Below are 25,628 nucleotides of genomic sequence, written 5' to 3'. Positions count from 1 at the left end.
CTTCAACAAGCTCAAGCGCTTCCGCCGTATCGCCCTGCGCTGCGAGAAAACCATCGCCGCCTTCATGGGCTTCGTTCACCTCGCATGCGCCATGATCTGGCTACGATAAATGCAGACAAAGCCTAGGCTCCTTCGCCGGTCATCTGGCGATGGTTCGCGGTGAATCAGGCCATCACGCTCCATCCGTGCCAGCAACTGCGCCATGCTGGGCTGCTCGACGCCCGCGATTTGCGCGAGGTCCATCTGGCGGACGACTTGGCCACGTTTGACACCGCGATGCGCGCGCGGGCGCGAACCATCTCCGCCGAGTGCCGCGAGAGTTTTGCGGATATGTTCGGGCCGGAAGGCGCACAGCATATGCGCGCCATGTTCACCGAACGACACGACGGCTGATCGTCCAGAGACGACGACCGACCGCGTCACGCCGCCGGTCCCTATTCGCCAGATCCAGCGGAATAGCTGGGAACCAGATGGTGAGAGATGATCGCGCCTGCCGACACAGCATATCACTGTCTGTCACAGAGGTTCGGCTTTGGTGTCGCAGGATAGCTGCCTGGATGCCCCGTGAGGATTCGAACCTCAATTAACGGAGTCAGAGTCCGTGGTCTTACCTTTAGACGACGGGGCACCGAACAGGGGCGTGCCTCTAGGCGGCGCCTGGGGGCTTGTCAACCGGAATTGCACGGTTCGCGCGCAGGGCGGCTTGTCGCACAGGCGCCAAGCCGCTACCTTGGGAACTAAGCACCGGCGAACACTCATGTTCGTGACGGATAGAACAGAATAAGCGAGATACGGCGATGGGGGATGGTCCCACCCGAAGGCCGTACCGGCAGGCCAAGCCCCCTGCCCGTCCGGCTCCACCCCGGCCCCAGCGTGGCCGGTGGTCCGATGCGCAGGCCTATGCCGCGCTGGACCTTGGCACCAACAATTGTCGGCTGCTGATCGCGCGGCCGCAGGGCGGTGGCTTTGCCATTGTCGACGCCTTTTCGCGGATCGTGCGATTGGGCGAGGGGCTGGCGACCACGGGCCGCCTGTCCGATGCCGCGATCGATCGTACCATCGCCGCGCTCAGGGTCTGTGCCGACAAGCTGAAGCGGCGCAACGTCACCCTGTCGCGCGCGGTCGCGACCGAGGCATGCCGCCGCGCCGCCAACGGCCCCGCCTTCATCGCCCGCGCGCTGGCGGAGACGGGCATTCACCTGGACATTATTTCCGCCGAGGAAGAGGCGCGGCTGGCGGTGTTGGGCTGCCACGCGCTGATCGAGCCGGGGGAGGACCCGGCGCTGATCTTCGACATCGGCGGGGGATCGACCGAACTGGTGCTGGTCGACACGCGCAGCGCGGTGCCGCGCATCCTGGACTGGCATTCCGCACCCTGGGGCGTGGTGTCGCTGACCGAAAGCGCGGGCGGCGGCGAGGATGAGGCCGGGCGGCTGGCCGCCTATGCGCGGATGCGCGACATCGTCGCGGAGAGCTTCGCGCCCTTTACCGCGCGCCTCCCGACCCAGCTCAGACGCCCCCGGCTGCTGGGCACGAGCGGGACGGTGACGACGCTGGGCAGCGTCCATCTGGGGCTCAGCCAATATGACCGCGCCGCGGTCGACGGGCTGATCGTGCCGACCTCCGCGATGCGCGCGATCAGCGCCGACCTGTCGCGCAAGAGCCTGAGCGCGCGCGGCAAGGTCGCGTGCATCGGGCCGGAGCGCGCCGATCTGGTGGTCGCGGGCTGCGCGATCCTGGAGACGATATTGGACCTTTGGCCCGCCGAGCGGCTAGGGATCGCCGACCGTGGGATTCGCGAGGGAATCCTACGCCGATTGATGGGAATCGCCAGACCGTGAGCAGAGGAAATTCGGGACTGCGCCAGCGTGTGCGCACCGCCCGGAACCGTACCGCCCAATCGACCCGCTGGCTGGAGCGCCAGCTGAACGATCCTTATGTCCGCCGCGCCAAGGCGGAGGGGTATCGCAGCCGCGCGGCCTATAAGCTGATCGAGCTGGACGAGCGGTTCGGCTTTCTGCGCGGCAAGAAGCGGATCATCGACCTGGGGCTGGCGCCGGGCGGCTGGAGCCAGGTGGTGCGGCGACAGGTGCCCAACGCGACGGTGGTCGGCATCGACCTGCTGCCCGTCGATCCGATCGACGGCGTGACCATCTTCGAGATGGACTTCATGGACGACGCCGCGCCCGACACGCTGATGCAGGCGCTGGGCGGCGCGCCCGATCTGGTGATGTCGGACATGGCGGCCAACACGGTCGGCCATCCACAGACCGACGCGCTGCGCACCATGGGACTGGTCGAAACCGCCTTCGCCTTCGCCTGCGACGTGCTGTCGCCCGGCGGCGTGTTCGTCGCCAAGGTCTTTGCGGGCGGCGCGGATTCACAGCTCGTTGCCGAGATGAAGCGCCACTTCGCGACGGTGAAACACGCCAAGCCGCCGTCGAGCCGCAAGGGGTCGGTCGAATGGTTCGTCGTCGCGCAGGGGTTCAAGGGGCGCAAGCCAGCCCCTGCCGCGGATAGCGTCGACGAAGGCTGATCGGCTTCGATCGGGAGCGTGACCCGCCGGAATCGCGCGCCCCTTTCCGGATGTCGATTGCGTCCGGCCGCCCGACACCGCGGCGGCCCCGGGTTCAAGGAGCCGCGATGGCCAAGCTCTATTTCTACTATGCCAGCATGAACGCGGGCAAATCGACCATGCTGCTGCAGGCCGATTTCAATTATCGCGAGCGGGGGATGAACACGATGCTGTTCACCGCCGCGATCGACGACCGCTTCGCCTATGGCACCATCGCCTCGCGCATCGGCCTGTCGCGACCCGCCACGCCCTTTCATGCCGCCACCGATCTGGAGGCCTGCGCGCTCGAACGCCATGCCGGGACGCCGCTCGCCTGTATCCTGGTCGACGAGGCGCAGTTCCTGACGCCCGATCAGGTGGAGCAACTGGCCCGGCTGGCCGACCGGCATCGCATACCCGTGCTGGCCTATGGCCTGCGCACCGATTTCAAGGGCCAGCTCTTCCCCGGGTCGGCCCGGTTGCTCGCGCTGGCCGATACGCTGAGCGAGATCAAGTCGGTCTGCGTCTGTGGCGCGAAGGCGACGATGAACCTGCGCGTCGATGGCCAGGGGCACGCGATCGCCGAGGGCGCGCAGACCGAAATCGGCGGCAATGACCGCTATATCGCCTTGTGCCGTCGCCATTTCGGCGAGGCGCTGGCGGGGGCCATGGTGCTTGAGGCGGGGCCGAAGCCCGACTAACGCCGCGCGATGCATGGATGGATCATACTCGACAAGCCGCTGGGGCTCGGCTCGACGCAAGGGGTGAGCGCGGTCAAGCGCGTGCTGCGCCAGGGCGGCTATGGCAAGGGGATCAAGGTCGGCCATGGCGGCACGCTCGACCCGCTGGCGACAGGCGTGCTGCCGATCGCGGTGGGCGAGGCGACGAAGCTGGCCGGGCGGATGCTCGACAGCGACAAGGTGTATGACTTCACCATCCGCTTCGGCGTGCAGACCGCGACGCTGGACGCCGAGGGCGAGGCGGTGGCGGAAAGCGATGTCCGCCCGACCCGCGAGGCGCTGGCGGCGGTGCTGCCACGTTTCACCGGCCCGATCGAGCAGGTACCGCCCGCCTATTCGGCGCTGAAGATCGATGGCGAACGCGCCTATGATCTGGCGCGGGCGGGCGAGGAGGTGGTGCTCGCGAGCCGGCGAGTGACGATTCACGCGCTGACGATCCACGGCAAGGCTGTAACCGACCCGTTGGAGGAGATCACCCTCACCGCCCATGTCTCCAAGGGCACCTATATCCGCTCGCTCGCCCGCGACATCGCCCTTGCGCTGGGCACGGTCGGCCATGTCACCATGCTCCGCCGGACCAAGGCGGGGCCGTTCACCCTGGCCCCTGCGATATCGCTGGACAAATTGAACGAAATGGGGCAGGCGCGCGGGCTTGAACAGATACTCCTGCCGCTGAGGGCGGGGCTGGACGACATCCCGGCTCTTGCTCTCGACCCCGACCAGGCAGGGGCGCTCCGTCAGGGGCGTGTGCTGGCCGGGATCGCCGTGGACGATGGCCAATATTTCGCGATGCTGGGTGAGAACCCGGTGGCGCTGGTAGAGGCGCTGGACGCAAATGTCCGGGTCGTGCGCGGCTTCAACCTCGATTAAGAAAGGATCACGATGTCGATCACCGCTGAACGCCGCCAGGAAATCATCAAGGATCATGCCCGCGCCGAGGGTGACACGGGTTCGCCCGAAGTCCAGGTCGCGATCCTGACCCAGCGTATTCAGAACCTGACCGAGCACTTCAAGACCCACGCGAAGGACAACCATTCGCGTCGCGGCCTGCTGATGCTGGTCAACAAGCGCCGCTCGCTGCTCGATTATCTGCGTCACAAGGATGGCGACCGCTATCTGGCGCTGATCGCCAAGCTCGGCCTGCGCAAGTAACACGCAGACGGCGCTGACGAAAAAGGGCATCCCTCGCGGGGTGCCCTTTTTTTTCGGCTGGTGTATAGAGCACCCGGCCGACCGGATGGCGCAAGGCTGCGCCTCCCCAAAGCCTCTATGTCATGAAACCCGTCGAACGCGGCGGGTAGGATCGGAGGATCGGCAATTCGGCCGAACTCCAGAGCCAATCTTGGCTCAACCCATAGGCCCCGGCGGGATAGGCCCGTCGGAGTGAAGGAAATTCCATGTTCAATACCAAGAAAGTGGCCATCGAGTGGGGCGGCAAGACGCTGACCCTCGAAACCGGCAAGGTGGCCCGTCAGGCCGATGGCGCGGTGATCGCGACGCTGGGCGAGACGGTGGTGCTCTGCGCCGTGACGGCCGCCAAGAATGTGAAGGAAGGGCAGGATTTCTTCCCGCTGACCGTTCACTATCAGGAGAAGTTCTCGTCGGCGGGCCGCATCCCCGGTGGTTTCTTCAAGCGCGAGCGCGGCGCGACCGAGCGTGAGACGCTGATCAGCCGCCTGATCGACCGTCCGATCCGCCCACTCTTCCCCGAAGGTTTCTACAACGAGATCAACTGCATCTGCCAGGTGCTCTCCTATGACGGCGAGAACGAGCCGGACATCCTGGCGCTGGTGGCGGCGTCGGCCGCGATGACCATCTCGGGCGTGCCCTTCATGGGTCCGATCGGCGCGGCGCGCGTCGGCTATATCGATGGCGAATACGTCCTGAACCCGACCGATGCCGAGGCGCTGGCTGGTGATCTCGACCTGGTCGCCGCCGCGACGCACGACGCGGTGATGATGGTCGAGTCGGAAGCCAAGGAGCTGTCCGAGGAAGTGATGCTCGGCGCGGTCATGTACGCGCACAAGGCATCGCAGCAGATCATCAACGCGATCATCGACCTCGCCGAGCAGGCCGCCAAGGACCCGTGGGAACTGAAGGTCGGCGACGACCAGAAGACCGTGAAGGCCGAGTTGAAGAAGCTGATCGGCAAGGACATCACCGCCGCCTACAAGCTGACCGACAAGCAGCAGCGCCAGACCGCGCTGGGTGAAGCGCGCGCCAAGGCGAAGGCCGCCATGGCCGACCGCACCCCGCAGGAACAGCTCGTCGCCGCCAAGCTCGTCAAGAAGCTGGAGGCCGAGATCGTCCGCACCGCGATCCTGAAGGACGGCCGCCGCATCGACGGTCGCTCGACCACCCAGATCCGTCCGATCGAGGCCGAGGTCCACTTCCTGCCGCGTTCGCATGGTTCGGCGCTGTTCACGCGCGGCGAGACGCAGACGATCGCGACCACCACGCTGGGCACCAAGGATGCCGAGCAGATGATCGACGGGCTGAACGGCCTGTCCTACCAGCATTTCATGCTGCACTATAACTTCCCGCCCTATTCGGTCGGCGAAGTGGGCCGCTTCGGCGCGCCGGGCCGTCGCGAGATCGGCCATGGGAAGCTGGCGTGGCGCGCGCTGCACCCGGTGCTGCCGACCAAGGAGGAATTCCCCTACACCATCCGCGTGACCAGCGACATCACCGAGTCGAACGGCTCGTCGTCGATGGCCACCGTCTGCGGCGGCTCGCTGTCGCTGATGGATGCGGGCGTGCCGCTCAAGCGTCCGGTCTCGGGCATCGCCATGGGCCTGATCCTGGAAGTGGATGCCAAGGGTAATCGGGACTTCGCCGTCCTGTCCGACATCCTGGGTGACGAGGATCACCTGGGCGACATGGACTTCAAGGTGGCGGGCACCTCCGAGGGCATCACCTCGCTCCAGATGGACATCAAGATCGCCGGTATCACCGAGGAGATCATGAAGGTCGCGCTGGCGCAGGCCAAGGAAGGCCGTGCGCACATCCTGGGCGAGATGAACAAGGCGCTGGCCTCGACCCGGACCGAGCTGTCGGCCCATGCGCCGCGCATCGAGACGATGTCGATCGACAAGTCGAAGATCCGCGACGTGATCGGCACCGGCGGCAAGGTGATCCGCGAGATCGTCGCCACCACCGGCGCCAAGGTCGACATCGACGACGAGGGCGTGATCAAGATCAGTTCGTCGGATTCGGCGCAGATCGAAGCCGCGATGAACTGGATCAAGGGCATCGTCGAAGAGGCCGAGGTCGGCAAGATCTATAACGGCAAGGTCGTCAACCTGGTCGATTTCGGCGCGTTCGTGAACTTCATGGGCGGCAAGGACGGCCTGGTCCACGTCTCGGAGATCAAGAACGAGCGCGTCGAGAAGGTCTCTGACGTCCTGAGCGAAGGCCAAGAGGTCAAGGTCAAGGTCCTCGAGATCGATCCGCGCGGCAAGGTCCGCCTGTCGATGCGCGTCGTCGACCAGGAAACCGGTGCCGAGCTGGAGGACAATCGTCCGGCGCGCGAACCGCGTGGCGAGCGTTCGGATCGTGGTCCGCGCGGCGACCGTGAAGGTGGTCGCGGTCCGCGCCGTGATGGCGGCGACCGGGGTGGCGAAGGCCGTGGCGGCCCGCGTCGTGATCGGGGCGACCGTCCCCGTCGCGAAGGCGGCGACGAGGGCAGCGCGCCCGAATTCGCGCCGGCCTTCCTGACCGGCGATCGCGACTGATCCTTTGCCTCAGGGTAACAGGGAAGGGCTCGGAGGAAACTCCGGGCCCTTTTTGTTGAGGCCCAGCTCGATCGCTGCCCCCTACCCCCGATGGAAGATCAGGATCGGCCGCGCGCGATAGCGCCCTTCGACCGGCACGGCATAGCCCAGCTTGCCCGCCAGCCGGATCGACGCCGAATTGCCAGGATCGATGATGCAGCAGGTCCGCCCGATCCCATGCGCATCGGCCCAGCCAAGCACCGCCGTCATCGCCTCGCTCGCATAGCCGCGCCCCTGCGCCGCCGGGCCCAGCATCCAGCCCGCTTCGGGCACGGCCAGCGCGGGCTCGATCGATCGCCGCGATTCCAGCAATCCGATATCGCCCAGCACCACTCCCGTCGCCCGGTCGCACACCACCCAGGCCCCATAGCCGAACACCGTCCAGCCGCCGATCGAACGCAACAGGCGAATCCACACCTCCTCGCGGCTTCGCGGCTGGCCGCCGACCCCCGCATAGACAGCTGGATCGGCCCACATCGCCGCCAGCGCGTCGATATCCTCGGGATGATGGCCGCGCAGGATCAGCCGCTCGGTGGTCAGGACGGGTGTCGGGCTGATGAAGCGCATGCCCGATCGCTTATCCCGCGTCGCGGATCACCGCCAGAAATGCCTCGCCATAGGCATCCAGCTTGCGCGCGCCGATGCCTGACAGCAGCGCGAGCGCGGCGCGACTGGCCGGCCGCTGCGCCGCCATGTCGCGCAGCACCGAGTCATGGAAGATGACATAGGGCGGCACCCCCGCCTCCTGCGCCAGTTCGCGGCGCTTGGCGCGCAACGCCTCGAACAGCGGATTGTCGGCGGGATTGGCGGCAACCGGCGCGGCGCGGCGGCCCTTGCGCTCGCGCTTGGGCGGCAGGACCAGCGACAACCGCGCCTCCCCCTTGATGAGGGCGCGCGCGGCGGGTCCGAATTCCAGCCCGCCGTGATGATTGGTGCGCAGCGCATCACGTAGCAACAGCGCGCGGTGGACGGGCTTCAACAGCGCCACCTCGTCACCCGCAACGATGTTCCACACCGACAACGCCTCATGCCCGTTCATCAGGCTGCGTTCGCTCGACTGGCCGGTCAGCACCTGCTCGATATAGCCCGCGCCGAACATCTGGCCGGTGCGAAACACGGCGGAAAGGAATTTCTGCGCCGTGGTCGTCGCATCGACCGCATCGGGAGAGCCGAGACAATTGTCGCAATTGCCGCAATCCTCGGCCAGTTCCTCGCCGAAATGGCGCAGCAGGATACGGCGGCGGCACCCGCCCGTCTCGACCAGCGCGCCCAGCGCCGCCAGCCGCGCCCGCTCGCCCGCCTGCCGTTCGGGCTCCACCTCGGCGATGCGCTGGCGGGCGCGGGCGAAATCCTCGGCACCCCAGAAAAGATGCGCGATCGACGGATCGCCGTCGCGGCCCGCACGCCCCGTTTCCTGATAATAGGCCTCGATCGATTTGGGCAGGCCCGCATGGGCGACGAAGCGGACGTCGGGCTTGTCGATGCCCATGCCGAACGCGACGGTGGCGCAGATCACCATGTCCTCGCTCGCGACGAAATCGGCCTGGTTCTTCGCGCGGATCGCGGGGTCGAGACCCGCATGATAGGCGCGGACCGGCCGCCCCGTCCGCGCCAGCGCCTCGGCCAGCTTCTCGGTCGCCGCCCGCGTCTGGGCATAGACGATGCCGGGGCCGGGCGTGTCGGCGACCACCCGCGCGATCTGAAGGTTCACATTCGCCTTGGGCGAGATGGCATAGCGGATATTGGGTCGGTCGAAACCCGAGACGATCATCCCCTCGACCGGGATGCCGAGCTGCTTGGCGATGTCGGCGCGGGTATGCGCATCGGCGGTGGCGGTCAGCGCGAGCCGCGGCACCGATGGAAAGGCATCCATCAGCGGTTCGAGCAACCGGTAGTCGGGGCGGAAATCATGCCCCCATTCGCTGACGCAATGCGCCTCGTCGATCGCGAACAGGCTGAGCGGCGCGGACGCCAGCAATTCGCGGAAATGGGCGGAGGAGGCGCGTTCGGGCGCGACATATAACAGGTCGAGCTGCCCGTCGCGGAACCGCGCGATCGTCTCGGCGCGATTCTGGTCGACGCTCGTCAGGGTCGCGGCGCGGATGCCCACCGCCTCGGCCGCGCGCAGTTGGTCGTGCATCAGCGCGATCAGCGGGCTGACCACGACGCAGCAGCCCTCCATCATCACCGCGGGCAATTGGTAGCACAGCGATTTGCCCGCGCCGGTCGGCATCACCGCCAGGGTCCGCTGCCGCGCCAGCACCCGGTCGACCACCTGGTCCTGCACGCCGCGAAACTGGCTGTACCCGAAAACCTGATGCAGCATGGAAAGGGGGTCGGCGACCATCGGGGTGCATGTAGCGACGCCGCCGGAAGGGGGAAAGGGCGGCGTCGCTTTTGTTGGGACGGAAACGCGGCGGCCGTGATCGGTCGCCGCGTCCCTCGTCCTCGTATCAACGCCTCACAGGCCGATCCGCACCGTGGCCAGCACCGTGCGCGGCGCACCGGGCAGGTTCAACAGGGGCGACGTCCCGTGGCCGGACACGATATAGCGCTCATTGCCCAGATTATAGCCGTTCACCTGAAGCCGCACCGGCCCGACATAGACCCAGGCCATGGCGTCCATCGTGATATAATGCGGCAGCACCGTCGTATTGGCCGGATCGGCCCAGCGATCGCCGACATAGTTGACGCCGCCGCCCAGACCGAATCGCTTGGCGAAGCTCTTCGTCACGAAGGCGTTGACCGCATTCTCCGGGGTGATCGTCGCACGCTTGTCGAGAAAGGCCGGATTGGCCGATGCAGTCACCCGGGTATCGAGATAGGCATAGCCGGCAATCGCCTGGAAACCCGAGGGCAGGTCAAGCTGGCCCGACAGTTCGAAGCCCCGCGTCCGTTGCGTACCGATCGGAATGACTCGCGTCGGGGTCAACGGATCGCTGCCCTTGATGCCGGTGCGGCGCAGGATGAACCCGGCCGCCTGGATATTCAGCCGACCGCCGAGCAGCGTATATTTGGCGCCGATCTCGTTGTTGACGGTTTCCTCCGGCGCGATATCGGCGTTGCTCGCCGCCAGCGCGAAGGTCTCGCCCGAAGGCTGGAAACTGCGGCTCCAGGAGACATAATAGGATTGCCGGTCATCCGGCTGATAGACGAGGCCCGCGCGGGGACTCCATTTGCGGTCGGAACGGCTGAGATCGGGCTGGCCCGGCAACAACTGGTAGGTCTTCTGGTCGAACCAGTCATGCCGCACGCCGACCAGCGCCTTCAGGCCGTGGCCGAGATCGGCCATGTCCTGCACATAAAGCGCGCGCGTGTCGAAGATCGTGTTGCTGCTGCTGCCCAGCTTAGTGAAGCTCGCATCGTTCACGACCGGCAGCACCGGCCGGTACAGTGACGTGACCGCCACGTTGCGCGACGCGAAGACATCGGCCCGCTTGTCCTGCCGCGCAATCTCGAAGCCGTAGAGCAACACATGCTCCATCCCGGCGAAACGCAATTTCTGGGTCAGTTCGGCCTGGTTCGACCAGCCATCCTCATCGCGCAGCATGCGGCCATGTTGCAGCGTGACCGTCAGCGCGGCGGCGTTCACCGCCGAAGGCAGCGTGCTGTGACGATCAAGCTCGTATTTATAATGGCGGAAACCGTCGCGAAAGCTCAGATCGTCGGAAAAGCGATGGGTCAGGATCACCGTCTGCGACAGGACACGGCTGGTCGTCGCGTCCGCATCCCGGGCATTGGCCGCGCCATAATAGGTCGACCGAGGCACATCCACCGGCCGGCCGTTGATCGCCGGAATGCCGAGATCCATCAACCGGGTGTCGCGCAGATACTCCGCCTCGACATAAAGCGTCGTCGGCCCGCCGGCGCCGAGCAGGAAAGACGGCGCCAGCGTGAAGCGCTTGAGGAATTGCTGGTCGCGGAAGCTGTGGTCGTTCTCGAGCGCGCCGGTCAGGCGAAAGCCCACGCCGCCCTGTGGATCGAAGCGCCCCAGATCCCATTCCGCCCTTTTGGTCGCATAGGAGCCGCCCGACAGGGTGACGGCGGTGACATTGACGTCCGGCTGCTTGAGAACCCGATTGATCAGGCCGCCCGATGAGCCGCGGCCGTAGAGCACGGCCGCCGGGCCCTTGATGACTTCGACCCGCTGGGTGTTCGACAAGTCCCGGAAGTACAGCGCGTCGTCCCGGAATCCGTTGACGAACTGATCGGCGATCGCGGTGAAGCCGCGGATATTGACTTGGTCCCGCTGACCATCGCCCGCCGCGAAGCTGACCCCCGGCACGTTCTTCAACGCGTCCTGAAGCGACAGCGCGCGCTGGTCGAGCAGCACCTGTTGCGGCACGACCGCGATGGATTGCGGAATGTCCCGCAACGGCGCGGGAATCTTGGCAGCCGAAGTGTCGACCGGCACATAGCCCTCGCGCTCGCCGGTGACGACGATTTCGTCCTTGGTGCCGTTGGCGGACTGGGCGGAAGCAACGGACGGGACCATGGCGACCCCCAAAAGGGCCAAGCGCACCCGTGGCGCGAAACGGCACATATCCAATATCCCCTTTTCTAGATAATGCGATCGATTTGCATTATCTAGAAAGCGCTTCGGTGTATAGACCCTATTCCGCCCACGAAACGATCGACGTCGTCCTCCAGCGGCAACGGCCACCCCGCTTGCCCCGCCCCGCGCCATGGCCTAGCGATGCACGCCATGAAACGACTGGCCATTTATTGCGGGTCTGCGACCCCCGCCGATCCGCTCTATATCGACACCGCCCGTGCGGTCGGGCGGGGCCTGACCGAACGCGGGATCGGCATCGTGTATGGCGGCGGGCGTCTGGGCCTGATGGGCGCGGTTGCCGATGCCGCGCTGGCGGCGGGGGGCGAGGTGATCGGCGTTATCCCGCAGGCGCTGGTCGATGCGGAGGTCGCGCATCGCGGCCTGACCGAACTCCATGTCGTGCCGGGAATGCATGAACGCAAAAAGGCGTTCACCGACCTGTCCGACGGCTTCATCACCATCGCGGGCGGCACCGGCACGATGGACGAATTGTGGGAGGCGCTCAGCTGGGCGCAGCTCGGCTATCACACCGATCCGGTCGGGCTGCTCAACACCGGCGGCTATTACGACCATCTGGTCGCCTTCTGGGACAAGATGGGCGCGGTCGGGTTCGTGCGGCCACAGCATCGCGACCTGCTGATCGTCGACGCCACGCTGGACGGGCTGCTGGAACGGATGGCGGCGCATGTCCCGACCCAGCCCATCGTCCGGATGAACGCGAACGATTTGTGACGCGCCCCGCCGCCCCCGACGAGCGGGACGCGCTGGTGGCGGCGGCCAGGGCTTCGATCGCGCGCGGCTCCCGGAGTTTCGCGGCGGCCAGCCTGCTCTTCGATCCCGACACGCGCGCGCGCGCCTGGCTGCTCTATGCCTGGTGCCGCCGCTGCGACGATATCGCCGACGGACAGGATCACGGCCATGCCATGAGCCGGGTCACCGATGGGCCCGCCCGCCTGGCCGCGTTGACCGCCAAGACCGAGGCGGCGCTGGCGGGCGAGGTGGTCGGCGACCCGGCCTTCGACGCGCTGCGCATCGTGGCCGCGGAAACGGGGATGCCGCATCGCTGGCCCCGCGACCTGATCGCCGGATTCGCGCTCGACGCGCAGGACTGGCGACCACAGACCGAGGATGATCTCTACCGCTATTGCTATCATGTCGCGGGCGTCGTCGGCTGCATGATGGCAGTGACGATGGGCGTGGCGCCCGATGACGACGCGACACTGGACCGCGCCTGCGACCTGGGCATGGCGTTCCAGCTCGCCAATATCGCGCGTGACATCGCGGAGGATGCGGCGGCGGGGCGGCATTATCTGCCGCGCGAATGGCTCGCTCATGCGAGCATCGCCCCCGAAGCGATCATGGCGCCGTCGCACCGGCCGGGGCTGAGCGCGCTCGCCCGGCGGCTCACCGATCGGGCCGCCATGTTCGAGGCCAGCGCACGGATGGGTACGCCCGCGCTATCCTATCGCTCGGCCTGGGCGGTCCTGTCGGCCGCGGCGATCTATGGCGCGATCGGGCGCAAGGTGGCACGGCGCGGTCGCAAGGCCTGGGACCGTCGCGTGGCGACCGGCACGCTGGAGAAGCTGCGTTTCATGACGCGCGCGGGGCTCCAGGCCGCCGGGCGCGGGCGGATGACGATCACGCCCCGCGATCCCTCGCTCTGGACGCGCCCGCGCCAGGGAATGGAATAACGCGGCGCGCGGGCTCCGGGGCCACACCGGCCCGCGCCTCTCGCCACGCCCCTGCCGCCTTGCCAAAACAAAACGGGCCGCCCCGAAGGGCGGCCCGCGCAGTTTGGGTATCAGGTCGAACGCTTAGAAGCGAACCGTGCCCTCCAGACCGATGGTCCGCGGCGGGTTGAAGTTCGCATAATCGCCCAGCGTGCCCGCATTCGCGGCCGACCGGCGATACATGAAGGTGTTGTTGAGCAGGTTGCGGCTCCACAGCGACACGGTCAGCTTGGTGCCCGCATCGTTCATCGGCAGATCGGCCAGCGCCAGGCGACCGTTCATGACGAAGGTCTTGTCGGTGCGGGTCGTCTCGTTCTGGAAGCTATAGGCCGAGTCGGCATAATTGCCGTCCAGGTGGAAACGGACCTTCGCCTCCGAACCCGGCAACGGCACTTCATAGTCGACATAGGCCGAGGCGGCATTGCGCGGCGTGTAGACCACGAACACCTGGGTCAGCACGTTGTTCATGCCCGGCAACGGGTTCGGCGTCAGCGGCACGTCGGTGTAGGTGTAGGCATAGGATGCGCCGAGCGTCATCCCGTCGATCGGGTTGGTCGTGACATCGGCCTCAAGCCCGCGGATCTTGGACTTGCCCGGCGCGTTGCGGGTTTCCTCGGTGTGCAGGTTGTAGGTCGGGCTCGACGGGTTGGTGTCGACATTGTCGAAGTCGATCTGCGTGCCGGTGCGATCCATGATGTAGCCGGCCAGGTTCAGGCGAACCCGGTGGTCCAGCATGTCCATCTTGGCGCCGACTTCATAGGACTTGACCGCTTCGGGGCCGAAGGCGGCGAAGGTCTGCGAACGGTCATTGGCACCACCCGCCCGATAGCCGGTCGAATATTTGGCGTAGAGGTGAACCGAATCGCTGGCATCGAACGCGGCGGTGACCATCGGATCGAACCGCTTGTTGTTGAAGGTGAAGGGGAAGTTGCTGGCGTTGCCCTGCACCAGGTACAGCGTGCCGCTGCGCTTGTCGTGGGTGTAGCGACCGCCGACGGTCAGGTGGAAGGCGTCGAAGCCCGCCGGGGTATAGGTGGCCTGCGCGAAGGCGGCATAGCTATACGCCTTGGCGAAGCTGCCGCGCTGCAGGAAGAACGAGCCCGGTGCCCAGCCCTGGTTGCCCGAACCCAGCGCGGTCTGCGACAGGATGGTATAGCCGGTGCCGTCGCTGTTCCACTGGTTGGTCGACGGGGTCGCCGCCACTTCGCGTGCGTTTTCGGTATAGTAATACAGGCCGGCGACGTAATCGAGCTGCGGCAGGCTGCCAACCGCCTGGAATTCCTGGCTGAACTGGTGCTGCTGCATGAACGACAGGCTGTAGCGGCTGAACTTGCTGTTCGGCATGAAGACGGTGCGGTGCGCGCCGCCCGAATTGTCCCACTGATCGGTCGACACGCCGCGCCATGCGGTGATCGAGCGCAGTTCCAGGCCCGGCATGACGTCATAGTTCAGCTTGGCCGAGAAGCCGTGCGTGCGGTCGACGCTATATTGCTGCGGCACGCCGATATCGGCGGTCTTCATGCGGTCCGAACCCGCCACCACCACCAGCGGCGACAACGGGGCGATGGTGCCGCTGGGCAGCTTGCCGTTGTTGGCGGCGATCTGCGCCAGTGTCGCGACCGGCTTGCCCTTGGGATTATAGTTGACCAACTGGCTGTAGAAGGGCGTGTTCTCGTCCTTCGCCTGGTCATAGGACAGTTCGGCCGAGAAGCCGTCGGCGGGCTTCCACAGCGCGGCGACATGGCCGCCCGCGCGGTTGAACGCGCCCCAGCCGATGCTGCCCGGCAGCGGATCCTTCACGAACGGATTCTGGTGCTGGACGACGCCCTCGACCTTCACCGCGATATTGTGGAATTCGGGCAGGTTGAGGTGGATCTGGCCGTTATACGACCCGAAATTGCCAAAGCCCGCATTCATCGAGCCGCCGAACTTGCCGGTCGGCTTGGCGGTGACGATCGACAGCGCGCCACCCTCGGTGTTGCGGCCGAACAACGTGCCCTGCGGCCCGCGCAGCACTTCGACGCGCTCGATGTCGAACAGCGCGGCGTTCAGGCCCTGCGAGCGGCCCAGATACACGCCATCGATATAGACGCCGACGCCGGTGTCGCGCGCGGTCTGGTTCTGGTCGAAGGGGACGATGCCGCGGATACCCACGGTCAGCGCCGACTGACGCGCCTCGAAGGTCGCGACACGGAGCGACGGCACGCTGCCATCGGCCAGGTCGAGCAGGCTCTGGACGTGGCGATCCTTCAGCGCGGTGGGATCGAGGACCGAGATCGCGATCGGGGTCTTCTGAAGGCTGGTCTCACGCTTGGTCGCGGTGACGACGATTTCCTTCAGCTGCCCATTGTCCTCGGCGGGATCGGCCGCCGGGGCGGTGGTCGCATCGGCCGGCTTGGCATCCGCCGCGAAAGCGGGCGTGCCGCTCAACGCCAGAAGCGCGGTGCCGCCCAGCAGCGATGCGCGAATAAAACTGATCTTCATGGTCTCTATGTCCCTTCCCCCGATCGACCTGTCGGTCGTCGCTGGCCGCGCGGATAGGGAAGGTCCGAGAAGGTAGCGTTACTTTTCAGTGACTAGCGGTTACTTGTTCATTTCATCCCCGAGTCATCTTTGCCCTCACCCCGCGGTTCGGGGAGCCCCGGCTGCACCAGTTCGAGCCGCTGCGCCACGGTGCCGATCGCGATTTCGCGCTCACGCAAGGCATGGAGGAGCGTCAGCAGCACGGCGCTGCGCGTGCCATAGGCCGCCCTCGGGCTGGCGACATGCGCGAAACAGTTGAACAGGATACGGCCATCGACGATCGAGTCGATGAAGGCGGCGGGCGCGGGCTCGGCCAGCACCGCGTCCTGCTGCTGGAAACAATCGAGCACGATCTGGCGCACCGCCGCCGCATCCGCCTCGATCGGGATCGAGAACTGGATCTGCACCCGGCCCAATGGCCCCGACAAGGTCTTGTTGAGCACCGATTTGGTGATGAGCTCGGAATTGGGAACGATCAGCGTCGAATGATCGGCCAGCTCGATCTCGGTCGAACGCACGCTGATCCGTTTCACATCGCCCTCATCGGTGCCGACGCGCACCAGATCGCCGATCTTGATCGGCCGCTCGGCGAGCAGGATCAGGCCGGAGACGAAATTCTGCGTGATCGCCTGCAGGCCGAAGCCGATCCCGACCGACAGCGCGGACAGCAGCAGCGCGATTCGCTCGATCCCGATGCCCAGCGACGCGAGTGCCCAGATGACCGCCAGTGCGATGCCGATATAGCGCGCCACCATGCTGACCGAATTGCGCCCCGACCCGTCCAGGTCGGTGGCCGGCAGATAGCGATGGTTCAGCCAGTGCATGAAGCTGCGCACCAGCGTCAGCCCGACGAACAAGACGGCCAGCCCCTGAAGGATCGCGCCGGGCGACACCCACACGCCGCCGATCTTTATTCCCTCGACCAGCAGTCCCAGCCGGCCGAACACCGCGCTCGGATCGCCGCTCGCGCCGAAGGGCTGGAGCAGCATGCCCAGCGCCAGCAGCACCAGCGCCAGCCGCACCGTGCCCGACAGGACCAGCCCGAACTGGTCGACCATCGACCCGCGCACGCCCAGCGCACGGGTCAGCGTCACGCCGACCTTGCTGTCCCGCACGAACACGGTCGTCGCGATATCGTCCGCCGCGACCATGGTCAGATAAAGCGCCGAGCCGATCAACACCGCCCAGCCGATCATCAGCGCGACGAACCAGCTGAACCAGATATAGCCGATCAGCAACGCGACCATCGCGACGCCCACCGCGATCCAGGCGAGCAGGACCGCCACGCTCAACCCCGCGCTGACGCCCGCGCTGGCGGTCTCGTCGCATTCGGCATGCGCGGCGCGGGCGGCGCGCAAACGGCCCAGCACCACCAGCGTCACGACGATCAGCATCAGGTGGAGCAGCGCCTCGATCGCCTGGGTCGTGACGAACGCGGCGCGGCTGCTGCCGATCGCGACCACGAACGCGCCGGTCATCGCCGTCGCGAAGGTCAGGATGGTGAGCACCCAGGAGAGCGGGCGCAGGCGTTGCGCGGTCTCGTCGTCGATCGGCGCGATCCGCCAGGACGGCTGGCTGCGCATCAGCACCGCGCCCGTCACCGCCGCCGTGAACCCCGCCAACCCGGAGGCGAAGACCAGCCCGTCGAGCAGCCCGGTCCAGCGTTGCGGCAAAAGGCCCGACCAATGCAGTCCCTGCACGAAGACGAACGCCGCCGCCAAGGGGCATAGCGTGCCGACGATCACCCGCCACAGCGCGTTGGACGATCGCCGCACCCGGCTGGGCGGAGCCTCGGCGACCAGGCGGCGCTGCGCCAGCCGGTGCGCGCCCAGCCGGATCGGCCCCATCAGCAGCACCGCCAGCGCACATCCCAGCATCGCATGCCAGGGAATGCCGCCCTGCCATTGCCGCGCCAGCTGATCGCCGCCCTGTCGCAGGAACAGGGTGACGCGGCGCAGGTCGCGCGGCGCCTGGTCCAGCACCGCCGTCCAGAAAGTGGGGCTGAGCGGCGACGGGACCTTGGACGACAGTTTCTGGCTGAACTGCTCGGCCTTGCTCCGGTCGATCTCGTCGATCAGCTGCCCGGCCTCGACCCCCGCCAGCCGCCCGCGCTTGATCGCGGCGTCGATCGCGGTGCGCGTACCGGTAAGCGTGCGACGCTGCGCGCGCAGTTCGGGTGCCTCGACATCGCCCGGCGTCACCGTGCCCAGCCCGGCAATCCGCGCGTTGATCAGCCCGAGTTGCTCGGTCAGCTCGGCGACCGCTTGCGTGGAGGCGTCCTTGGCCGACTGCGCCCGGCTGCGCAGCGCGGCCCGGTCCTCGTCCTTCACATCCGCATCGAGCGCGCGGTCGACCGCGCGCACGTCGAGTTCGGCCTGGACGATGCGGCTCGTCGCATCATCCCCCGCATTGCCCTGCGCCAGGGTCGGTGCCGCGATCGCAAGCATCAGCCCCGCGACCAACAGCAGCGCGAAGGTCAGCCATGCGGGGCGGCGGAAAGAAGAGGAGAACAGCGAAAGATGCATGAAGCCCGGACCAGTCTGCAACGGCCCCGCGTCATAGCCCCGGCGCGACGATCAGGCGAGAGAATCCACCCCCATGCGCCCGACATCGTCGAAAAAGCGTTCCACCTCGCGCCAATGCGCCGAAAACCCCGTGTGTCGCGCCGCCGCGCATGGCAGGTATCATGCGGCACGATCTGGATATCCACACCCATGACCGATCCGGCTTCTTCGCACGACCCCGCATCCTCGACCACACCGGCATCGCCGTCCCCGGGGGACAGGCATGTCCTGGCGGGGATCAACCGCATCCTGCAGGGAGCCCTGTCCGCCTCGACCGAGGAGGAACTGGGCCGGTTGTGCCTGTCGGTCGCCGAGGAACTGACCGGCGCGACGATCAGCTTTTTCGGCGAGCGGCGCGAACCCGACGACCGGCTGGACCCGATCGCAATCAGCGAAGGGGGCTGGGCCGCCTATCGCGGCGATGCCCGCGATCGCCTCGGACGCCGCCTTCCCAACGGGCTGAAGGCCCGGGGCGTCCTCGAGCAGGTCATTCTTCAGGATCGCAGCCTGATCCTCAACGACCGGGCACAGCTTTCCGGGCCGGAACAACTGCCCGACGCGCATCCGACGCTGGACAATTTTCTGGGCGTGCCGCTGCGCCGTGATGGCGAGGCCTTTGCCATGCTCGCGCTGGGCAACCATCCCACCGGCTTTACCGAGCGCGAACGCGCCATAGCCGAGGAACTGACCCCCGCCATCGTCCAGGCGCTGTTGCGCAAACGGGCCGAGTGCGCCTTGCGGGCCAGCGAACGCCGCCTGCTGACCCTGATCGAGGGGATTCCGCAACTGGTCTGGACCGCGACGCGCGACGGGCACTGGACCTGGGCCAGCCCGCAATGGACGGCGATCACCGGGCTGACGGTCGCGGAAAGCCTGGGCCTTGGCTGGCTGGACGCCGTCCATCCCGACGATCGTGAGGCCGCGCGCCTTTTCTGGTCCGACGCCGGCGCGTTCGGCGAACTGGCGATGGAGGGGCGGCTGCGCCATCACCAGACCGGACGCTATCGCTGGTTCAAGACGCGCGCCACGCCGGTACGCGACGATCAGGGCGCGATCGTCGAATGGTTCGGCACCTCGACCGACATCGACACGCTGCGCCGCCTGCGCGAACGGCAGGAGACACTGGTCGCCGAGTTGCAGCACCGGGTGCGCAACATCCTGACCATCATCCGGTCCATCTTCACCCGCACGGTCGAAGGCGGCGGCCCGCTGGACCAGGTGGCGGATCATTTCCGCGGACGGCTCGATTCGCTGGCCCGCACCCAGGTCGTCTCGACCCGGACCCAGTCGGGCCGGGTCGACCTGGAGAACCTGATCCGCGACGAGTTGCTGGCCGTGGGCGCGATCCAGGACGAGCGGTTGATCGTCACCGGCCCCGACGTCACCCTGCCCCCCTACACCGCCGAATCGATCGGGCTGGCGATCCATGAACTGACCACCAACGCCCTGAAATATGGTGCCCTGCGCTATGCCGGCGGCCGGCTGGCCATCCGGTGGCATGTGGAGGCTGCATCAGACGGCCAACGGGAACTGATTGTAAAATGGGATGAAACCGGTGTACCGGCGGTTCCGGTTCCGCCTGTGCGGCAGGGTTTCGGAACCGAGTTGATCCGTGAGGCCCTGCCCTATGGGCTCGGCGCGCGGACGCAGTTCGAGTTTCGTGGGGGCGGCGTCTTGTGCACGATATCGTTACCAATGCACGATGAGGATGCGAGGTCCCCGGACCGGAGCGCGCAGTGACATACCGGGAAGTGACATCCCCGAAAGTGACCGGCCGGGAATCGCCGCTCGCCGACAAGCATATCCTGGTGGTCGAGGACGAATATTACATCGCGCGCGATCTGGAGCGTGCGCTGCGCGCCGCCGACGCGATCGTGATCGGTCCGGTGGCGACGCTGGAACAGGGGCTGGCGCTGGCCGAGAGCCAGCCGCTCGACGCGGCGGTACTGGACATCAACCTGGCCGGGGGGCGCGCCTTCGCCATCGCCGATCGCCTGTCGGAACGCGCCGTGCCCTGGACCTTTCTGACCGGCTATGACGATTGGGCGCTGCCCGCGCGCTATCAGGCCGCGCCGATCGTCGCCAAACCCTATCATGCCGACCGCATCGTCCGGGCAGTCGGCGCCATGATCCCCGATGGAGGCCCAGCATGACGCCGCCCTTCCCCCATGGCGACCGGTCCGCGCAAAGGCTTGCCGCGTCCTCCGCCGAGGAAAGCGCCGCATGCCTCCCCGCATTGCGTCGCCTCGCCGCGCTGACCCCGCTCAGCGAGTCGGATCGCGCGATCCTGTCCGACGCGATGATCGATCCGTGCAGCATCCCCGCGCGCCACAGCTTCATGACGCTGGGGCGGCCGGTGCCCGCGCCCGTCCTGCTGATGCAAGGATGGGCGGCGCGGGTGCGCATCCTGCCCGACGGGCGCCGGCAGTTCATCAGCTTCTATCTGCCCGGCGACCGGATCGGCGGCGGACGGCAGCCCATGCCGGTCGCGACTGCGACGATCGTCGCCGTGACCGAATGTCTGGTCTGCGCCGCGCCCGAAGCGGCACCCGGTTCGACACTCGAACAGGCCTATGCGATCGGCGACGCGCTGGAGGAGGCCTATCTGATCGGCCATGTCGTCCAGCTCGGCCGGTTGAACGCCCAGGAGCGGATCGGCGACTTCATGCTGGAAATCCATGAGCGGCTGGCGCTTGCGGGACTGACCGTCGGTGGCAGTTTCGAGATGCCGTTGACGCAGGAAATGCTGGCCGACGCGCTGGGACTGACGCCGGTGCACGTCAATCGCATGATCCAGCAGGCGCGGCGCGATGGCGAATTGATGTGGAAATCGGGTCGGGTGCTGCTGCGCGATCCCGAACGCACCGCGCGCACCATCGGCCGCCAGTCGCCGCGCGTGACCGCCCCCCGGCCGAACGAAGCCGCCGGCCTCGCCATCCGCGCGTCCTGACACACCAGATCCAGCCCCGGCCCGCGCGCCCTGCCCAGGATGCGCCACCCCGTTCTGAAGGACCATAAAGGACCGATACGGCATCGATTTTTGCGCAATTTGCGACGAGTTGATGAGACGATGCTATCGATTGCAGTGTTGATCGTATAATTTCACAAAAACGTCATCACAGTTACCTGAATCTGACACCGCCCCTACCTATCGGCCCGGCGAAAGCGGCATTCGGCCGAAGGGGACATCGTCACATGCTCACGTTTCGCAGCCTGTTGAAGGCATCGGCATCCCTCATGCTCGCATCGGGCGGCCTGACCGCTCCGGCGCTCGCCCAGACCTCCGCCGTCGCGCAGAATGATGGCGCCGATGCGGGGACCGAGGGTGATGAAATCGTCGTCAACGGCACCTATGCGCGCAGCCTGGCGGCCGGGATCGAGACGAAGCGCCGCGCCGCTTACGGCGTCGACTCGATCAGCTCGACCGATATCGGCAAGTTCCCGACTCAGAACGTCGCCGAAGCGCTGCAACTCGTTCCCGGCGTCGCGATCACCCGCCCGCGCGGCGAAGGCCTGTATGTCAGCGTCCGTGGCCTGGGGCCGCAGTTCCAGAACACGCTGATGAACGGCCGCACCATCGCGCTGAACGACCTGATCGAAAATGGCGGTGCGGCCGGGCGCCAGTTCCGCTTCGAGATGCTGCCCGCCGAGTTCACCTCTAGCATCGACGTGGTCAAGACGCCGACCGCCGACATGAGCGAAGGCGCGCTGGGCGGCAATATCGACGTCAAGACGTTCCATCCGCTGGACGTCGGCAACAAGACGACGATCAACATGCGCGGCACCTATACCAGCCAGACCGACAAGGTCCGCCCCAACGTCACCGTGCTGACCAGCGCGAAGACCAGCGACGGCACCTTCGGCATCCTGGCGGGCGCGCAATATTGGGGCAAGACGGTCCGCAACGACCGCTTCATGAATTTCGGCTGGCTGCTCAACCGCTATGTCGATCCGACCGACCCCAACGCGCCAAAGCGCGGCGGCGCACCGGCGGGCCTCTATTCGCCCACCCGCACCCGCCCCACCGTCGAGACCGAGGATCGCAAGCGCATCTCCGGCATCGTTTCGGCCCAGTGGCAGCCGACGCCGGAATTGCAGACGACGCTGGACGTCGTCGCGACCCGACTGGACGTCGCCTATGACGAATTCGGCCTCGATATCTATCCCGACGACAACGGCACGGTGCTCCAGCCCGGCTATACCGTCACCGGTGACACCATCACCAAGGCGACGATCGCCAATGCCCGCTTCATGGCGTCGCGCGAATACAGCCTGAACCGCCACGACCTGCTGACCATCGGGTTGAAGCAGGCGTGGAACCCCGATCGCTGGCATTTCACCGCCAACATCAACTGGTCGGCGGCGCACAGCTATCACCCCGACTACCGCACCGGCACGGTGCGCAGCCGCGCCTATTTCACCGCGCCGCTGACTTATGACGCCAGCGGCGGCTATCAGTCGATGCCGACCTTCACCACCCCGGTCGACGTCACCAACCCCGCCAATTACAAGCTGTACCAGTTCAACATCGCGCCCAAGAACAGCAAGGACTGGGATTTCTACTCCCGCCTCGACGTCGCGCATGATTTCGACGGTTTCCTGTCGAAGCTGGCGGCGGGCGGCGAATATCACTGGCGCAAGCGCGACTATTTCCGCCGCGACTTCATCGTGAACCCGCCGGCGGGCGCGGCGCTGTCCACGCTGGGCTCGGCCGCCTATCAGCAGATGCCCTATGACAACTTCCTGTCCGGCGTCGCGGGCAATGCGCCGCGCAACTGGCTTGTCCCGGTGACCGACGCCTATGTCGGCAATTTCTTCACCCCCGCCGTCGCGGGCTCGCCGCTGACCAACGCCGACCTGCGGTCGTCCTTCGTCGTCACCGAAAAGATCGCCGCCGCCTATGTCCGCGCCGATTACCAGTTCGATGCGGGCAGCGTGCCGGTCAGCGGCAATGTCGGCGTCCGCTATGTCCACACCGACCAGGTGGCGAGCGGCACGCTGACCAGCGGCAGCACCGCCACCCCAGTCAGCTACCCCAAGACGTTCAACAACGTTCTGCCCAGCTTCAACCTGCGCGCCGACCTGACGCCCAAGCTGGTCGGCCGCCTCGCCGCCAGCCGGGTGCTGACCCGTCCCAACGTCACCGACACCGCACCGCGCATCACCGTGTCGACCGACGCGCCGACCGCCAGCGGCGGCAACCCGCAGCTCGTCCCCTTCCTCGCCACCCAGTTCGACGGGTCGCTGGAATGGTATTTCGCACCGTCGGGGATGCTGTCGGGCGCGGTCTTCTACAAGGCGATGGACGACTATATCACCCAGTCCAACACGCTGATCGACATTCCGGGTCGCGGGACGGTGCGCCTGTCCAGCTCGGTCAATGGCGGCAATGCCAAGGTGTACGGTGCCGAAGCGGCCTATAGCCAGGTCTTCACCTTCCTGCCCGCACCGTTCGACGGCTTCGGCGTGCAGGGCTCCTACACCCACACGGAAGTGAAGGCCGACTACACGGCGGGCTCGCGCACCATCAAGGACCAGCTGATCGGCCTGTCGAAGAACAGCTTCAACCTGGTCGGCTTCTACGACAAGGGGCCGCTGTCGGCCCGCCTGTCCTATGTGTGGCGCGACAAATATCTGTCAGGCACGGGCAGCACGGTGCAGGCCCCGACCTATGTCGCGGCCTTCGGTTCGCTCGACGGCCAGCTGTCGGTGCGCGCCGCCGAGAATCTGACGCTCAGCCTGGAGGGCATCAACCTCGCGGGCGCGCATCAGGACACCTATAACGACAGCAAGATGCGCTTCGGCGAGATCAACTATTATGGCCGGACGATCCTGTTCGGCATTCGGGCGGAGTTCTGATGTCCATGAAAGCCTGTCTCGCGCTGGCGGCGGTCCTTGCGACCGCCGCCGCTCCGGCCCCTCGTGCGCCGCTGCGGATGAACGACATCCAGGTCATCGGTTCGCACAACAGCTACAAGAAACGCATCGCGCCTGCGGTGTTCGCCGAACTGGAACGCCGTGATCCCCGGCTCGCCAGCGCGCTGGATTACGATCACCTGCCCCTCGCGCAGCAGCTCGACCGGGGCGTGCGCCAGCTGGAGATCGACATCTTCGCCGATCCCGAAGGCGGGCGTTTCGCGCACCCCAAGGGCGAGGCGATCGCCAGGGCGGCGGGCGAGAAGACCGGCTTCGACGAGGCCGCGATGATGCAACCCGGCTTCAAGGTGTTCCACATCCCCGAGGTCGATTACCGCTCCTGCGTCACCTTCAAGCGCTGCATCGCCGAGATCGACGCCTGGTCGCGCGCGCATCCGCGTCACCTGCCGATCATGGTGACGATCAACGCCGCCGACCGGCCGATCAACAAGCCCGGCGTCACCGATCCGCTGCCGCTGACCGCGCCTTTGCTCGACGCGCTGGACGGCGAGATCCGCGCGGTCCTGAAACCGAACCGGATCATCACCCCCGACGATGTGCGCGGCAACGCCGCGACCCTGCGCGAGGCGGTAACGAGCCACGGGGCGAAGGGCGGCTGGCCAACCCTCGACCGCGCGCGCGGCAAGATCTTCTTCGTGCTGGATACGCCCAGCGACGTGTCGGACCGCTATCGCGCCGGGCACCCCTCGCTCAAGGGCCGTCCGATCTTCGGCTGGTACGACACCGACCAGCCCGAAGCCTCGGTCGAGATCGTCGGCGATCCGCGCGAGGATGGCGAAAAGATCAAGGAGTGGGTGAAACAGGGCTTCATCGTCCGCACCCGCAGCGACGCCGATACGAAGGAAGCGCGGGAGGACGACTATACCCGCGCCAGGGCCGCGATCGACAGCGGCGCGCAGGCGGTGTCGACCGATTACTATCCGGGCGCGCCGACCAGGGGCTGGAGTCGCGGCTTCACCGTCACGCTGCCCGGCGGTGTCATGGAACGCTGCAACCCCGTGACCCGGCCGGTCGGCTGCACGCTGCCGAAATGATCCGCCCCTCCCCCGCTCGGGGAGGGGACAGGCCAGCGGCCTGACGGAAGGGGGGGATCGCCACATGGGGCGTGCCCGGCGGCTCCCCCCTCCTGTCTGATGTGATGCTGGTATGAAGGTGTTGCGGAAGGGAGCCCGTCCCCCCCGAGGGTCTGGAGCCCGATAGGGAGCAAGGGCCCCTTCCGCGTTGGTCACAACCCTGAACAGTTGCTTGGGAC

At 66.8% G+C, this 25,628-nt stretch carries 20 protein-coding genes, 1 tRNA gene and 1 pseudogene; 15 read left to right on the top strand and 7 right to left on the bottom strand.

Annotated features, from left to right (window positions below; genetic code table 11):
- Window positions 1-109 (top strand): annotated as a pseudogene (locus RN629_RS16890) (IS5-like element IS711 family transposase); the annotation flags it as partial.
- Here the strand turns inward: RN629_RS16890 and RN629_RS16885 are convergent.
- On the bottom strand, window positions 76-204 hold the full coding sequence (locus RN629_RS16885) for a MarR family transcriptional regulator (protein ID WP_407036280.1): 129 nt from the start codon (window positions 202-204) through the stop codon (window positions 76-78). The pseudogene RN629_RS16890 and the gene RN629_RS16885 sit on opposite strands and share 34 nt — an antisense overlap.
- Between RN629_RS16885 and RN629_RS16880 the strand changes: the two genes are divergently transcribed.
- Window positions 160-393 carry a hypothetical protein gene (locus RN629_RS16880; RefSeq protein WP_407036281.1) on the top strand — a complete coding sequence of 78 codons (234 nt, stop codon included), beginning with the start codon at window positions 160-162 and terminating at the stop codon, window positions 391-393. The two genes, RN629_RS16885 and RN629_RS16880, sit on opposite strands and share 45 nt — an antisense overlap.
- A gap of 161 nt (window positions 394-554) precedes the next feature.
- Here RN629_RS16880 and RN629_RS16875 read toward each other — a convergent pair.
- Window positions 555-628: transfer RNA gene (locus RN629_RS16875), tRNA-Gln, on the bottom strand.
- Between the two features lie 169 nt (window positions 629-797).
- Here RN629_RS16875 and RN629_RS16870 point away from each other — a divergent pair.
- The 6 genes from RN629_RS16870 (at window position 798) to pnp (ending at window position 7,028) form a co-directional block, all read left to right on the top strand.
- Window positions 798-1,841 (top strand): Ppx/GppA phosphatase family protein, encoded by a 1,044-nt coding sequence (locus RN629_RS16870; RefSeq protein WP_407036279.1) that lies wholly within the window; start codon window positions 798-800, stop codon window positions 1,839-1,841.
- Window positions 1,838-2,536 carry an RlmE family RNA methyltransferase gene (locus tag RN629_RS16865; protein ID WP_407036278.1) on the top strand — a complete coding sequence of 233 codons (699 nt, stop codon included), beginning with the start codon at window positions 1,838-1,840 and terminating at the stop codon, window positions 2,534-2,536. The genes RN629_RS16870 and RN629_RS16865 overlap by 4 nt, the downstream gene beginning before the upstream one ends.
- A 107-nt stretch (window positions 2,537-2,643) precedes the next feature.
- Window positions 2,644-3,255, top strand: coding sequence for a thymidine kinase (locus RN629_RS16860; RefSeq protein ID WP_407036277.1), 612 nt, complete (start codon window positions 2,644-2,646; stop codon window positions 3,253-3,255).
- 9 nt (window positions 3,256-3,264) lie between these two features.
- Complete coding sequence (gene truB, locus RN629_RS16855; RefSeq protein WP_407036276.1) at window positions 3,265-4,164, top strand: tRNA pseudouridine(55) synthase TruB; 900 nt, start codon at window positions 3,265-3,267, stop codon at window positions 4,162-4,164.
- A 12-nt stretch (window positions 4,165-4,176) separates the two neighbouring features.
- On the top strand, window positions 4,177-4,446 hold the full coding sequence (gene rpsO, locus RN629_RS16850; protein WP_007406197.1) for a 30S ribosomal protein S15: 270 nt from the start codon (window positions 4,177-4,179) through the stop codon (window positions 4,444-4,446).
- A 245-nt stretch (window positions 4,447-4,691) separates the two neighbouring features.
- Window positions 4,692-7,028 (top strand): polyribonucleotide nucleotidyltransferase, encoded by a 2,337-nt coding sequence (gene pnp, locus RN629_RS16845; protein ID WP_407036275.1) that lies wholly within the window; start codon window positions 4,692-4,694, stop codon window positions 7,026-7,028.
- 81 nt (window positions 7,029-7,109) lie between these two features.
- Here the strand turns inward: pnp and RN629_RS16840 are convergent, their stop codons facing one another.
- The 3 genes from RN629_RS16840 to RN629_RS16830 all read right to left on the bottom strand — a co-directional run bounded on the left by RN629_RS16840 (window position 7,110) and on the right by RN629_RS16830 (window position 11,562).
- A complete protein-coding gene (locus RN629_RS16840) occupies window positions 7,110-7,634 on the bottom strand; it encodes a GNAT family N-acetyltransferase (protein WP_407036274.1) in 525 nt (174 codons plus the stop codon).
- A 10-nt stretch (window positions 7,635-7,644) separates the two neighbouring features.
- Window positions 7,645-9,414 (bottom strand): DNA helicase RecQ, encoded by a 1,770-nt coding sequence (gene recQ / locus RN629_RS16835; RefSeq protein WP_407036273.1) that lies wholly within the window; start codon window positions 9,412-9,414, stop codon window positions 7,645-7,647.
- A 114-nt stretch (window positions 9,415-9,528) separates the two neighbouring features.
- Window positions 9,529-11,562, bottom strand: a complete 2,034-nt coding sequence (locus RN629_RS16830) for a TonB-dependent receptor (protein WP_407036272.1) — start codon at window positions 11,560-11,562, stop codon at window positions 9,529-9,531.
- Window positions 11,563-11,772: 210 nt separating this feature from the next.
- On the opposite strand from RN629_RS16830, the gene RN629_RS16825 reads away from it, so the two are divergent.
- Both RN629_RS16825 and RN629_RS16820 read left to right on the top strand, forming a co-directional pair.
- Window positions 11,773-12,354, top strand: coding sequence for an LOG family protein (locus RN629_RS16825; protein ID WP_407036271.1), 582 nt, complete (start codon window positions 11,773-11,775; stop codon window positions 12,352-12,354).
- Window positions 12,351-13,313 (top strand): phytoene/squalene synthase family protein, encoded by a 963-nt coding sequence (locus RN629_RS16820; protein WP_407036270.1) that lies wholly within the window; start codon window positions 12,351-12,353, stop codon window positions 13,311-13,313. The genes RN629_RS16825 and RN629_RS16820 overlap by 4 nt, the downstream gene beginning before the upstream one ends.
- Window positions 13,314-13,436: 123 nt before the next feature.
- Here the strand turns inward: RN629_RS16820 and RN629_RS16815 are convergent, their stop codons facing one another.
- Together RN629_RS16815 and RN629_RS16810 are read right to left on the bottom strand one after the other, a co-directional pair.
- Entirely contained in the window at window positions 13,437-15,836 is a 2,400-nt protein-coding gene (locus RN629_RS16815) for a TonB-dependent receptor (RefSeq protein ID WP_407036269.1), read from the bottom strand.
- Between the two features lie 107 nt (window positions 15,837-15,943).
- Complete coding sequence (locus RN629_RS16810) at window positions 15,944-18,400, bottom strand: DUF3772 domain-containing protein (RefSeq protein ID WP_407036268.1); 2,457 nt, start codon at window positions 18,398-18,400, stop codon at window positions 15,944-15,946.
- A 189-nt stretch (window positions 18,401-18,589) separates the two neighbouring features.
- Between RN629_RS16810 and RN629_RS16805 the strand changes: the two genes are divergently transcribed.
- The 5 genes from RN629_RS16805 (at window position 18,590) to RN629_RS16785 (ending at window position 25,410) form a co-directional block, all read left to right on the top strand.
- A complete protein-coding gene (locus tag RN629_RS16805; protein WP_407036267.1) occupies window positions 18,590-20,179 on the top strand; it encodes a sensor histidine kinase in 1,590 nt (529 codons plus the stop codon).
- Between the two features lie 11 nt (window positions 20,180-20,190).
- Window positions 20,191-20,592 carry a response regulator gene (locus RN629_RS16800; protein ID WP_407036266.1) on the top strand — a complete coding sequence of 134 codons (402 nt, stop codon included), beginning with the start codon at window positions 20,191-20,193 and terminating at the stop codon, window positions 20,590-20,592.
- On the top strand, window positions 20,589-21,389 hold the full coding sequence (locus RN629_RS16795; RefSeq protein WP_407036265.1) for a Crp/Fnr family transcriptional regulator: 801 nt from the start codon (window positions 20,589-20,591) through the stop codon (window positions 21,387-21,389). Before RN629_RS16800 ends, RN629_RS16795 begins: the two co-directional genes overlap by 4 nt.
- Window positions 21,390-21,634: 245 nt before the next feature.
- The gene (locus RN629_RS16790) at window positions 21,635-24,298 is read left to right on the top strand and encodes a TonB-dependent receptor (RefSeq protein ID WP_407036264.1); all 2,664 of its coding nucleotides are present in this window, start codon (window positions 21,635-21,637) and stop codon (window positions 24,296-24,298) included.
- Window positions 24,298-25,410, top strand: coding sequence for a phosphatidylinositol-specific phospholipase C1-like protein (locus RN629_RS16785; RefSeq protein ID WP_407036263.1), 1,113 nt, complete (start codon window positions 24,298-24,300; stop codon window positions 25,408-25,410). The genes RN629_RS16790 and RN629_RS16785 overlap by 1 nt, the downstream gene beginning before the upstream one ends.
- The last annotated feature ends 218 nt before the right edge of the window (window positions 25,411-25,628 follow it).

Source organism: Facivitalis istanbulensis, assembly GCF_040560405.1.
Taxonomy (GTDB): Bacteria; Pseudomonadota; Alphaproteobacteria; order Sphingomonadales; family Sphingomonadaceae; genus Sphingomonas; species Sphingomonas istanbulensis.
This window is presented reverse-complemented; position numbering and strand designations above follow the sequence as displayed.

Bases quoted from the DNA above. Each gene is read 5' to 3' on its own strand.
- RN629_RS16795 (WP_407036265.1), top strand. From the start codon at position 20,589: ATGACGCCGCCCTTCCCCCATGGCGACCGGTCCGCGCAAAGGCTTGCC.
- RN629_RS16885 (WP_407036280.1), bottom strand. From the start codon at position 204: ATGGCGCAGTTGCTGGCACGGATGGAGCGTGATGGCCTGATTCACCGC.
- RN629_RS16830 (WP_407036272.1), bottom strand. From the start codon at position 11,562: ATGGTCCCGTCCGTTGCTTCCGCCCAGTCCGCCAACGGCACCAAGGAC.
- RN629_RS16805 (WP_407036267.1), top strand. From the start codon at position 18,590: ATGACCGATCCGGCTTCTTCGCACGACCCCGCATCCTCGACCACACCG.
- pnp (WP_407036275.1), top strand. From the start codon at position 4,692: ATGTTCAATACCAAGAAAGTGGCCATCGAGTGGGGCGGCAAGACGCTG.
- RN629_RS16785 (WP_407036263.1), top strand. From the start codon at position 24,298: ATGTCCATGAAAGCCTGTCTCGCGCTGGCGGCGGTCCTTGCGACCGCC.
- RN629_RS16815 (WP_407036269.1), bottom strand. From the start codon at position 15,836: ATGAAGATCAGTTTTATTCGCGCATCGCTGCTGGGCGGCACCGCGCTT.
- truB (WP_407036276.1), top strand. From the start codon at position 3,265: ATGCATGGATGGATCATACTCGACAAGCCGCTGGGGCTCGGCTCGACG.
- RN629_RS16840 (WP_407036274.1), bottom strand. From the start codon at position 7,634: ATGCGCTTCATCAGCCCGACACCCGTCCTGACCACCGAGCGGCTGATC.
- recQ (WP_407036273.1), bottom strand. From the start codon at position 9,414: ATGGTCGCCGACCCCCTTTCCATGCTGCATCAGGTTTTCGGGTACAGC.
- RN629_RS16825 (WP_407036271.1), top strand. From the start codon at position 11,773: ATGAAACGACTGGCCATTTATTGCGGGTCTGCGACCCCCGCCGATCCG.
- rpsO (WP_007406197.1), top strand. From the start codon at position 4,177: ATGTCGATCACCGCTGAACGCCGCCAGGAAATCATCAAGGATCATGCC.
- RN629_RS16790 (WP_407036264.1), top strand. From the start codon at position 21,635: ATGCTCACGTTTCGCAGCCTGTTGAAGGCATCGGCATCCCTCATGCTC.
- RN629_RS16810 (WP_407036268.1), bottom strand. From the start codon at position 18,400: ATGCATCTTTCGCTGTTCTCCTCTTCTTTCCGCCGCCCCGCATGGCTG.
- RN629_RS16870 (WP_407036279.1), top strand. From the start codon at position 798: ATGGGGGATGGTCCCACCCGAAGGCCGTACCGGCAGGCCAAGCCCCCT.
- RN629_RS16860 (WP_407036277.1), top strand. From the start codon at position 2,644: ATGGCCAAGCTCTATTTCTACTATGCCAGCATGAACGCGGGCAAATCG.